This window comes from Tenacibaculum sp. M1.3A (assembly GCF_057732375.1).
This window is the reverse complement of record NZ_JBYJEF010000002.1, coordinates 133,566-145,114: the sequence shown is the minus strand read 5'-3', so window position 1 is coordinate 145,114 and position 11,549 is coordinate 133,566. Positions and strand designations below refer to the sequence as shown.

Annotated in this window: 12 protein-coding genes; 5 read left to right on the top strand and 7 right to left on the bottom strand. The window is 29.6% G+C overall.

Annotated features, from left to right (window positions below; all coding sequences use genetic code 11):
• Positions 1–89: 89 nt before the first annotated feature.
• The 3 genes from AC28QF_RS03270 to tyrS all read right to left on the bottom strand — a co-directional run bounded on the left by AC28QF_RS03270 (position 90) and on the right by tyrS (position 3,191).
• Complete coding sequence (locus AC28QF_RS03270) at positions 90–1,130, bottom strand: transporter (protein WP_488200790.1); 1,041 nt, start codon at positions 1,128–1,130, stop codon at positions 90–92.
• An 83-nt stretch (positions 1,131–1,213) separates the two neighbouring features.
• Positions 1,214–1,531, bottom strand: coding sequence for a hypothetical protein (locus AC28QF_RS03265; RefSeq protein WP_275315016.1), 318 nt, complete (start codon positions 1,529–1,531; stop codon positions 1,214–1,216).
• A gap of 367 nt (positions 1,532–1,898) precedes the next feature.
• Positions 1,899–3,191: a tyrosine--tRNA ligase gene (gene tyrS / locus AC28QF_RS03260; RefSeq protein WP_488200791.1), complete on the bottom strand. Its 1,293-nt coding sequence runs from the start codon at positions 3,189–3,191 to the stop codon at positions 1,899–1,901.
• A gap of 62 nt (positions 3,192–3,253) precedes the next feature.
• Between tyrS and AC28QF_RS03255 the strand changes: the two genes are divergently transcribed.
• The gene (locus AC28QF_RS03255) at positions 3,254–4,255 is read left to right on the top strand and encodes an NAD-dependent epimerase/dehydratase family protein (protein WP_488200792.1); all 1,002 of its coding nucleotides are present in this window, start codon (positions 3,254–3,256) and stop codon (positions 4,253–4,255) included.
• Position 4,256: 1 nt separating this feature from the next.
• On the opposite strand, the gene AC28QF_RS03250 is transcribed toward AC28QF_RS03255, so the two are convergent.
• The 3 genes from AC28QF_RS03250 to AC28QF_RS03240 are packed head-to-tail and all read right to left on the bottom strand — an operon-like array spanning position 4,257 to position 6,775.
• Positions 4,257–4,712, bottom strand: coding sequence for a DUF4296 domain-containing protein (locus tag AC28QF_RS03250; RefSeq protein ID WP_488200793.1), 456 nt, complete (start codon positions 4,710–4,712; stop codon positions 4,257–4,259).
• Positions 4,713–6,050: a dihydroorotase gene (locus AC28QF_RS03245; RefSeq protein ID WP_488200794.1), complete on the bottom strand. Its 1,338-nt coding sequence runs from the start codon at positions 6,048–6,050 to the stop codon at positions 4,713–4,715. It abuts the gene before it with no gap.
• A gap of 2 nt (positions 6,051–6,052) precedes the next feature.
• On the bottom strand, positions 6,053–6,775 hold the full coding sequence (locus tag AC28QF_RS03240; protein WP_488200795.1) for a polyprenol monophosphomannose synthase: 723 nt from the start codon (positions 6,773–6,775) through the stop codon (positions 6,053–6,055).
• Between the two features lie 51 nt (positions 6,776–6,826).
• On the opposite strand from AC28QF_RS03240, the gene AC28QF_RS03235 reads away from it, so the two are divergent.
• The 4 genes from AC28QF_RS03235 to AC28QF_RS03220 all read left to right on the top strand — a co-directional run bounded on the left by AC28QF_RS03235 (position 6,827) and on the right by AC28QF_RS03220 (position 10,313).
• Complete coding sequence (locus tag AC28QF_RS03235; protein ID WP_488200796.1) at positions 6,827–7,498, top strand: DUF4271 domain-containing protein; 672 nt, start codon at positions 6,827–6,829, stop codon at positions 7,496–7,498.
• Positions 7,499–7,510: 12 nt separating this feature from the next.
• On the top strand, positions 7,511–8,257 hold the full coding sequence (locus tag AC28QF_RS03230) for a uroporphyrinogen-III synthase (protein ID WP_488200797.1): 747 nt from the start codon (positions 7,511–7,513) through the stop codon (positions 8,255–8,257).
• Positions 8,258–8,378: 121 nt separating this feature from the next.
• Entirely contained in the window at positions 8,379–9,374 is a 996-nt protein-coding gene (locus AC28QF_RS03225; protein ID WP_488200798.1) for an anion permease, read from the top strand.
• 51 nt (positions 9,375–9,425) lie between these two features.
• Positions 9,426–10,313, top strand: coding sequence for a sterol desaturase family protein (locus AC28QF_RS03220; protein WP_488200799.1), 888 nt, complete (start codon positions 9,426–9,428; stop codon positions 10,311–10,313).
• On the opposite strand, the gene AC28QF_RS03215 is transcribed toward AC28QF_RS03220, so the two are convergent.
• Positions 10,310–11,512 (bottom strand): BamA/TamA family outer membrane protein, encoded by a 1,203-nt coding sequence (locus AC28QF_RS03215; protein WP_488200800.1) that lies wholly within the window; start codon positions 11,510–11,512, stop codon positions 10,310–10,312. The two genes, AC28QF_RS03220 and AC28QF_RS03215, sit on opposite strands and share 4 nt — an antisense overlap.
• Between the last annotated feature and the right edge of the window lie 37 nt (positions 11,513–11,549).

Here is an 11,549-nt window from a genome sequence, read left to right as displayed (position 1 = left end):
TCGAACTGAATTCGTTTTCTTTAGTAAACTTTCTTAGTTATTACTTCGAATAAATTATATTAAATATGTTTTTTTGGATGTGTTTGAGCTTACATTGAATACTGTAAACCTAAAGTGATTGTTTGTTTTTGCTCTAACTGAATTCCGTTTAAATCTTGATAAATTGGCAATGCATATTCAGCTCCAAAACGAACATTTTTTAAGGATCCTTTAAAAGCATAAATATTAAAACCTAAACCTCCATTAATTTGGTATCCGCCAGAGTTTGCAGTATCTGCAGTAGTTACCATCATTGGTGTTAAATTAGGATTTGCACCGTTTATTTTTTCCGTTGCAGCTCCTTCTATTCTAGCTGAAATACTTAACCAATTTGAAGTTTTTACGGCAAACCAAGAATTTAAACTGTAACGGTTTCCTAAAGAATAATCGTATTTATTTCTTCCAAAACGATAAGTAGCTTTTAATTGAGACCCCCAAGAAACTTGATTGTTTTGACCTAAATATGTTAACCCTAAATCAAGATCATAAGTTCCGCTACCAACCTGCATTGGATAAGGTAATATTATTTCATTTGGAGAAGACATTGGTGTTTGATCTTTAGCCTCTAAACTTCCTGTAGGAATAGATATATTTACCAAACTATGTAAAGATTGACGGTTCTTATTAATGAATTTATATAAGATTCCTAATTTTAAATCTCCAAAACCAGATGATGCTGTTGAAAATTTAGTTTTCATTCCCATCATTCTCATCTGCAAATCCATATCATTAGTACTATAGTTTGCCATGGCCATTAAAGTTATTTTATCCGTTGGCGCATACATAACCCCTAACATATGCATGTTCATTGGCATACTTAAAGGTGTTATCATATAACCAGCATCATGAGCTGCATCATTAATAATAGTAGTACCATTTTGCTGTAATCCTTTCATATACATATTCATATAACGATAAGAAAACATTAAATTTCCTTTCTTATGATAATGATCTCCCATTACACTAATTGGAGCATGCCCATCTGGCCTACTAGTTTTCCATTCGTTATTTTGTGTTGTTATTTTTTGTGCGTTTACTACTTGAAATAAGAACATAAAAATTCCTATAAAGATGATTTTTGATGATTTCATCAGTTTATTTTTTTTTAAATTTTACACTATTGTTTTATACAGTTTAATTTTAAACTGTATTCTTAATTATCTGTATGTAAAATTTAAAAATTAGGTGGGTGAAAAATGGCTATTGAAAATAGGAAAGAATAATTTTTTGTATAAAAATATGTTTTTTTCACATATTTATTATAGCTGTTTTTTGCGTTTACAGAAAGTAACTCTACAAAACCAATTGGATAATCTTTTATAACAATACTTAATGATTTAAAATCATCTTCTTGTTGCTGCTCTATCTTTTGCATTAATTGACATTTACCATTACATTGAAGTGCTGGTTTGTCTTTATTAATACATAACACTTTTGATATATAATCATAATTTACTGCATACTCAACAAACGGTGCAATTGGCCTAAGCATAGCAACCATGTAAAGTAGAATAAAAAAATAAACGCTTATTTTTTGCAGCAAAACTTATTTTTAAAATAGATGAGACAAAGATAGTTTAACCATCTTTTTTTTAAGAAAAAAATCACAACAAATATTATTTTAATTTATTCTAAATAAAGTATTATATTTGCACCGAATTACACCAATTATGATCATATTTTATACTAAAAATAAAAAGGCTATTCCTGTTGTTTCAATGCAACAAGATGCTGTGTGCTCTGCTGTTTGCACATCAAATTGTATAAAACCAAAAAATAAATGTTGTAATAAATACCAAAAAAAAGGCATCAACTGTAAGCGATGCCCTTTAACTTTTGATATTAAAATAGCTTCTTAATTACGCTACTTTTAATAAGAAATAACTCTTTTTCCCGCGTTGTAATAACACATATTTATCAGCAATTAAATCTTTTGCTGTAATTTCAAAATCTTCTTTTACCTTTTCTTTATTTACCGAAACTGCATTTTCTTTTAAAGCTCTTTTTGCATCTCCATTAGATTTTAAAAAGCTTGTTTTTCCTGACAAAGCATCTATCATTGATAAACCTTCTGAAATATCTTCTTTAGACACTTCCGCTTGCGGTACGCCATCAAAAACATCTAAAAACGTTTGTTCATCTAAACTTTTTAAATCTTCTGAGGTAGATTTTCCGAATAAAATATTAGATGCACTGATTGCTTTTTCTAATTCATCCTTTCCGTGAACCAAAACGGTTACTTCTTCTCCTAATCTTTTTTGCAAGATACGTTCGTGTGGTGCTTCTTTATGTGCTGATATTAAAGCATCAATAGTTTCTTTATCTAAAAATGTGAAGATTTTAATATATTTCTCAGCATCTTCATCCGATGTATTTAACCAGTATTGGTAAAATTTATATGCTGATGTTCTTTTGGCATCTAACCATACATTTCCTCCTTCTGATTTTCCGAATTTAGAACCGTCTGATTTTGTAATTAACGGACACGTAATTGCATATCCTTTTCCGCCACCAATTCTTCTAATTAATTCGGTACCTGTAGTAATATTTCCCCACTGATCAGAACCTCCCATTTGTAAAGTTGCTGATTCTTCTCTAAATAAATGTAAGAAATCATATCCTTGAACCATTTGGTAGGTAAACTCAGTAAAAGACATTCCGTCTTTAGATTCTGAGCTAATTCTGTTTTTTACAGAATCTTTTGCCATCATATAGTTTACGGTAATGTGCTTACCTATATCACGAATAAACTCTAAGAAAGAAATCTCTTTCATCCAATCGTAATTATTTACTAAAAGCGCTGCATTTTTTTCATCTGAAGTAAAATCTAAAAAATGCCCTAATTGTGCTTTTACACAATCTTGATTATGGCGTAATGTTTTTTCATCTAACAAATTACGTTCAGCAGATTTTCCTGAAGGATCACCAATCATACCTGTTGCTCCACCAACCAAAGCAATTGGTCTATGCCCACATCTTTGATAATGTGCTAATAACATTATAGGAACTAAATTACCAATATGTAACGAATCTGCAGTTGGGTCAAAACCAACATACGCACTACGCATTTCTTCTAATAGGTGTTCTTCGGTTCCAGGCATGCTATCATTCAACATTCCTCTCCATTGTAATTCTTCAATAAAATTTTTCATCGTCGTAAATTTATCAGTCAACAAAGATACATTTATCGTTCAAAAAATTCTACTTTCGTTATATGATTTTAGTTACCGGTGGAACAGGTTTAGTAGGGGCACATTTATTATATCATTTAACTCAAAAAAATGATGTAATTCGAGCTATTTATAGAACAGATGAAAAGAAAAATCATGTAAAAAAAATATTTTCTTATTATACAGATGATGTTGAGCTCTTCTTTGCTAAAATTGAGTGGATTAAAGCTGATATTACTGATGTACCTTCATTAGAGCCTGTTTTTAAAAACATTACCAAAGTATATCATTGCGCAGCCTTAATTTCTTTTAATCCGAAAGATTATAGAAAAATGCGCCAAGTAAATATTGAAGGTACAGCAAATATGATTAATCTTTCTATTGATGCCAATGTTGATAAATTCTGTTTTGTAAGTTCAATTGCTGCCGTTGGAAATTCTATTAATGAAAAACCAATTGACGAGGAAAATGAATGGTCTGACGAAGACAATAACAGCGGCTATTCTATTACAAAATACGGTGCAGAAATAGAAGTTTGGCGAGGTAGCCAAGAAGGATTAAATGTTGTTATTGTAAATCCGGGAGTAATATTAGGAAGTGGCTTTTGGAATGAAGGATCTGGTAAATTATTTACACAAATAAATAATGGATTAAAATTTTATACTGAAGGAATTACTGGTTTTGTAGGTGTAAATGATGTTATAAAAGCAATGATTTTATTAATGAATTCTGATATTAAAAACGAACGATTTATTTTAGTTTCAGAGAATAAGTCGATTAAAGATATTTTAGTTGCTATAGCTGATGGATTGCACAAAAAAAGACCATCGGTGAAAGTAGGTAAACTAATAACTTCATTTTTGTGGAGAATTGATTGGATACTAACGTTGCTTTTTAATAAAGCCCCTTTATTAACCAAGAGTTCTGCAAGATCTTCACACACTAAATCATTTTACTCTTCAAAAAAAACAAAAAAAGTAATAGGTTTAGAATTCGAATTAATTGATAATATAATTAATAGTGTCTCTGAAAAATTTCACACTTAAATCACTTAATTTCTTTAAGTTTCTTTGCTGGCTTTTGTAACTTACTATTTTTATCACTTAATTTTAAAGATAGTTTATTTTTTGAATACTTCTTCTTTTTGTATAACGAGTCATTAACAAGTGCCTTTTGTTTATAAAAAAAATCTAAAGTATCTAAATTACTTTTCACTTCTTTTAAAATTTCTGCATATTCCTCAGATAGAGAGGTATAATATAGGTTAGAACTTTTAAAACGAGTACTATCTATTTTGTATTTTTCATATACTAATCCAACATAATTCCTCTCTCTTTTCAAGAATTTATTCTTCACGTTTTTAGCAGACGATGCTATATACATGTCTGTTAACAAAGTAACCATCGAATCTTTTGGAATTAAATCTTTAGGTGCTTTATAAAATGTGTTACTTGTACATGAAACAAATAACGTAAAGAGCGCTATGTAAAGAAAATTTTTCATCTATTTTTTAAATTCTAAGCGTTTTCCTTTAGTTTTTTCATCAAAAACACCATTTACAAACATTAAGTTTCCGTTTACAAAAGTGTGTGTTATTTTGTGTGAAAACTCAACCCCTTCAAAAGGAGACCATCCACATTTATATAATATATTTTCTTTGGTAACTGTCCAATTATCCTTTGCATCTATCAATACTAAATCAGCAAAATATCCTTCTTTAATAAATCCTCGCTTTTCTACTTTAAATAATTTTGCAGGATTATGACACATCTTCTCAACTGCTTTTTCAATTGATAAAACTCCTTCTTTTACTTTTTCTAAAATTGCAGGAATAGCGTGTTGTACTAATGGTCCACCACTTGGTGCTTTCATATACACATTATCTTTTTCTTGTAAAGTATGAGGTGCGTGATCGGTGGCTATTACATCGATTCGATCATCTAGCAAAGCTTTCCACAAACCATCTTTATCTTTTTGAGATTTCACAGCAGGGTTCCATTTAATATGCGTCCCTTTTTTATCGTAATCCTTATCTGTAAACCATAAATGGTGTATACAAACCTCGGCAGTAATTTTCTTTTCTTCTAACGGAATATCATTTCTAAATAAATGCGTTTCTTTTTCTGTTGATAAGTGAAAAACGTGCAACCTTGCTCCTGTTTTCTTAGCCAATTCTATAGCTCTTGAAGAAGATAAGTAACAAGCCTCTTCACTCCTAATAACTGGGTGGTATTTTAACGGAATATCATCACCATATTTAGCTTTATATTCTTCCGTGTTTTTTCTAATCGTTGCTTCATCTTCACAATGTACAGAAATTAACATATCTGTTGATGAGAATATTTTTTCTAAAACTGCTTCGTTATCTACCAACATATTTCCTGTTGATGAGCCTAAAAACAACTTAATTCCCGCTACATTTCTAGGATTTGTTTTTAACAACTCTTCTAAATTATCATTTGTTCCACCAAACATAAACGAATAATTCGCATAAGATGTTTTTGAAGCAATCTTAAATTTATCTTCTAACAATTCTTGAGTCGTTGCTTGAGGAACGGTGTTTGGCATTTCTATAAAAGATGTAATTCCTCCCGCAATTGCTGCCTTACTTTCGGTTGCTATATTTGCTTTATGAGTTAAACCTGGTTCCCGAAAATGCACTTGATCATCAATCATACCCGGAATTAAATATTTTCCTGCAGCATCAATAACTTCTACGTTTGAAGTTGCCGAAATTTCTACTGAAATTTCTTTTATATAATTTCCGTCAATTAAAACATCACCTTTAAAAACCTTGTTTTCGTTAACGATGTTTGCATTTTTAATTAAATATGATTTCATAATTATTTTGGTAAACCTTTTAATCTCATTTTTATAACTCCGAATACTGCTTCTTTTATAATACCAGAACTTAGTTTCGATTCTCCTAAAATCCTATCAGTAAATATAACTGAAACTTCTTTTATATTGAATTGATGCTTCCATGCCTTAAATTTCATTTCTATCTGAAAAGCATATCCTATAAATTTAATTTTATCTAATTTAATAGTTTCTAAAACTTTTCTTTTGTAACAAACAAAACCTGCTGTAGTATCGTGAATTGGCATTCTTGTAATTAATCGCACATATTTTGATGCAAAATAAGACAACAAAACTCTACTCATTGGCCAGTTAACAACATTTACACCAACAGAATAGCGAGAACCTACAGAAACATCTGCGCCCTGAATTGCACAAGAATTGTATAATTTAATTAAATCGCTTGGATTGTGCGAAAAATCAGCATCCATTTCAATTACAAAATCGTAACCTTTATTTATAGCCCATTTAAACCCATGAATATATGCAGTTCCTAATCCGTTTTTACCTGTTCTTTTTTCAATATAAAGTCTGTTAGGATATTCTTTTTGTAGTTGTTCTACTATAGTGGCTGTGCCATCAGGAGAGTTATCATCAACAACTAAAATATCAAACTCTTTTTCTTGCTTAAAGGTTGCTTGTATTATCGCCGCTATGTTTTCTTTTTCGTTATAAGTAGGAATTATAACTAAAGCGTCTGATTTCATGTAATTTTCATCTAAATCTAAGCAAATATACACTAAATTATCACTAATTTTGTGTTAATTAAAAGCATTAAAAAAATACATTTGCAAGCAGTTGAACGCCTTATATCTGACAATAATTGGATTACTTTAGTAATTATATTTGCGGTAATTTTATTAACAATGTTGAAGTCACTTAAACCAACTAAGTTATTAGGGTACACTCTCGCGCCTTTTACACCTAGTTTTCTCAAAAAAAAGATTGAAGAAAACACATCTTTTTACTCGCCTTTTTATTTACTTCTTTTCTTTTTTTCTACAATTGTTATTTCATTGTTTTTATTTTTAATAGTATTTCCTAACACAAACAAACATAGTTTTTTAAGCTATTTTACTTTATTAACATTCACAACTATTTACTTTGTAATAAAGTCTTTTTTAGATTTTATTTTAGCTAACATTTTAGGCCTTTCTAATATAACCAAGTATTTTATTATTACAAAAAAAGGGTATTTAAACAGTCTTAGTTTATGGCTATTTCCTACCTTAATAATATATCTATATGGTTTTAATAACCGCACATTTTTATTAATCGTTTTTGGTATCTTATTTGTTTTCAGGGGGTTTTTAATTATTAAAAACAACAAAAAAATAGTTATACGCAAGTTCTTTTATTTTATTTTGTACTTTTGCACCCTTGAAATAGCACCGCTATTAATTGTTTATAAAATAACAACGACTACGTAAAGAGAAAAATATATGAAAGTGAAAACTATTTTAGTCTCTCAACCTGCTCCTAAGACGGAAACGTCTCCTTATTTTGATTTAGCTGAAAAACAAAAAGTGAAAATTGATTTTCGCTCTTTTATTCACGTTGAAGGTATTGATGGAAAAGAAGTTAGATCTCAAAAAATTGACCTAAACAACTACACTGCAATTATTTTAACAAGTAGAAATGCCGTAGATCATTTTTTTAGAATTGCTGAAGAAATGCGTTTTACAGTTCCAGATTCTATGAAATACTTTTGCCAATCTGAAGCTGTTGCCTATTATTTACAAAAATATGTAGTTTACAGAAAACGTAAAATTTATGTTGGTACTAGAACTTTTCCTGAACTAACTAAATTAATAAAAAAGCATAAAGATGAGAAATTCTTATTGCCTTCTTCGGATAAATTAAAACCCTTAATTCCTGAAGAATTAGATAAATTAGGTATTGATTGGAAACGTGCAGATTTATACAAAACTGTAGTTAGTGATTTATCTGATTTAGAAGATGTTTTTTATGACATCTTAGTATTCTTTAGCCCTTCGGGGATTGACAGTTTATTTGAAAACTTTCCAGATTTCAAACAAAACGAAACAAGAATAGCTGTTTTTGGTAACACAACTATTAAAGCTGTTGAAGACAGAGGTTTACGTGTAGATATTGCTGCACCAACACCAGAAACACCTTCAATGACAATGGCTTTAGACAAGTATATTAAAGATTTTAATAAAAAGTAACAACTACTTTTATTCACATAAAAAAAACCCATCAAACTAAAATTTGATGGGTTTTTTATTTCTAACCGTAAGCACAAAGTAGGCAACACGTCTAAGCAATAGCATTTAAAAATTTAACTCAATGATTTTACTACTTTTGTTTATTGCCGCTTGTTTTTTAGCATATAGTAATGGTGCAAATGATAATTTTAAAGGTGTTGCAACATTATTTGGCTCCGGAACTACGAATTACAAAAAAGCAATTAATTGGGCGACAATCACCACTTTTTCAGGCTCTATTGCTGCTATTTTTTTAGCAGAAGAACTCGTTAAAAACTTCTCAGGAAAAGGTTTAGTTCCTAACGAATTGATACAAACACCTATTTTCGCAATTTCAATTGCTCTAGGAGCTGCTCTAACTGTTTTTTCAGCAACCAAAATTGGTATGCCAATTTCTACGACTCACAGTTTAGTTGGTAGTTTATTTGGTGCTGGTGTAATGGCTGTTGGTACTGAATTCAATTTCAACAAACTCGGTAGTACTTTTTTAATACCTTTAATTGTAAGTCCGCTTATGGCTGCAATTTTAAGCTTACTTGCTTATCTTTTATTTAAGTTTTTAAGAAAAAAAACACCCTTTTTGAACAAAGAAAATCCAACGCTATTCACGATTAACTTTTCTAAACTTTTAGATTCTTTACACTATCTAAGTTCTGGTGTTGTGAGTTTTGCTAGAGGATTAAATGATACACCCAAAATTGTTGGCCTACTAATAATCATTAATACTATTGATATTAAATGGAGTATGATTTCTGTTGCTATTATAATGGCATTAGGGGGGTTATTAAATGCAAAAAAAGTAGGAGAAACAATGAGTAAAAAGATTACAAAAATGAATTCTAGCCAAGGGCTTACAGCCAATATGATTACCGGCCTACTGGTAACTACCGCTAGTGTTCATGGCTTACCTGTTTCTACAACACATGTCTCTGTAGGTTCTTTATTTGGTATTGGTACAATTACCAAAAAAGCAAATTATAAAGTAATCGGGAAAATTATTTTATCTTGGGTACTTACATTACCTATTGCTGCATTTATGAGCGCGATTATTTTTAAAGTATTAGAAACAATAGCGTAAAAATCATTACTTTTATTTCATACATATTATAATAATATTTTTTAAAAATTGATGGATAAATACCTCAACATCATAAAAAACTCTTATTCCGATTATTGGAATTACCTCAAACAATCTGTTTTTATGGAATTGAATTGGGAAAATTATTTTTACGGATTAATTATAATCTCCTTGGTTGTTTGGGGGCTTGAAATAGTTTTTCCTTGGCGTAAAAATCAGGCTATATTTAGAAAAGACTTTTGGCAAGATGTATTCTATATGTTTTTCAATTTTTTCTTATTAAACTTACTTGTATTAATTGCTTTATCTAATTCAGCTGCACAAATTTTTAATGACATCTTGGGTTATTTTGATTTATCGATAATAAGTTTTCAACTTTTTAATATCAACGAATTTCCTTTTTGGTTTAGAATTTTCACCTTTTTTATTATTATAGATTTTGTACAATGGTTTACACATACACTATTACACAAGTATAAGTTTTTATGGAACTTTCATAAAGTACATCATTCTGTAAAAGAAATGGGATTTGCTGCGCACCTAAGATACCACTGGATGGAGCCCGTTGTTTATAACTCTATGAAATATATTCCGTTGGCCATAATGGGTGGATTCACTGCGCAAGATGTTGCCTTGGTCCATTTTTTTAACATTACTATTGGCCATTTAAATCACGCAAATATTAATTGGGATTATGGTTTTTTAAAATATATTCTAAACAATCCAAAAATGCATATTTGGCACCATGCAAAAGAACTTCCTAAAGAAAGATGTAAAGGTGTAAACTTCGGAATTACATTAAGTATTTGGGATTATATTTTTAAAACAAACTACATCCCTCATTCTGGTAGAGATATTGAAATTGGTTTTGATGGAGATGAATTTTTTCCTAAAAGTTTTATTAACCAAGAAATGTATCCGTTAGGAAAGAAAGATTAAAAATATTGCCCAATTCCAAAAACAAATCCTTTAGATGAATTCTGAGTTAAACCTTGTCCGTAATCAATTCTAAACACAGCATTAAATATTTTCTTATTGATAAATCTTAGTCCAATTCCTGAATAAGCTTGAATATTTTTCTCTTTGACAAAATCACTAAAACCTCCTCCAGGAGCTCTCCATGTACCAATATCAATAAATGCATTTCCTTGTATTGCCAACCATTTATTATCATGAATAGTGTATCTATATTCGGTATTCCAAACAATACTACCCGTACCACGATCTACTAAAATACCAACACCTCGTAAATTTATATTATTATCTAATGCAAAAGGAGCAAAAGGACTTTTGGCATTTGATGCTAAACCAAAACGTAATCTATTTGCCCAATTTCCTTTTTCACCTATACGTTTGTAATAAAATAAATCGTTCCAAAAAATTAAAAAATCTTTTTGAGATTTTTTTCCTGACATTACGTACTGACCATAAAATTGACTTTTAAACCCATTTACATATTGGTAATGATAATCAAGATTGTCATACACGTATACAAACTTAAGAAGCTGTTTATTTAAGTTTAAACTGGTAGGAATATCATTAGAAGTATCACCACTTAAATAATTGTATTTTTCTTTAAAAAAATTAACACCAAACTGTAATTGATTTTTAAAGTTGATTTGATACAGCCCTAAAACTTCATAAGAAGTGTTTTGATACTTGTAATTTGCTGTTTTATCATCAAAATATAAAGGCTCTTCACTTACCCATTTTTGATGATGTAAAGCCAAACCCCATTTGTTAGAAAATAATGTTGGAGCTCTAAAATTAATTCCATAAGAATCAAACCCATTATTTTGATAAAATCCACCCAAAGCAATATTCCTTCCTAAAAAATTATAGTCAGAAAGCCCAATTTTATAAGCTGTTTGTTTATTTGTAGTTGTCCAAATATTGAAATCGGGAATTAGGGTAAAGTTCTCTTCAATATTAATAAAAACATTGTATTTATTTTCATGTGAATGAAATATCTGAAAATATGCATGAGAAATTGCTGGCAAACGTTTTAAACGAACAATATCATTTAGCAATAAAACAGAATCTAAAGACTTATTAATTTTTGATTCTATAATACTCTTAACTAGGTTAATTTTTGTTTTTTTAGCGCCTTGAACCTTTATATCAAGAATTGTATTCATTTGAGAAAACGAACAAAAACTAAAAAAACTTATTAAA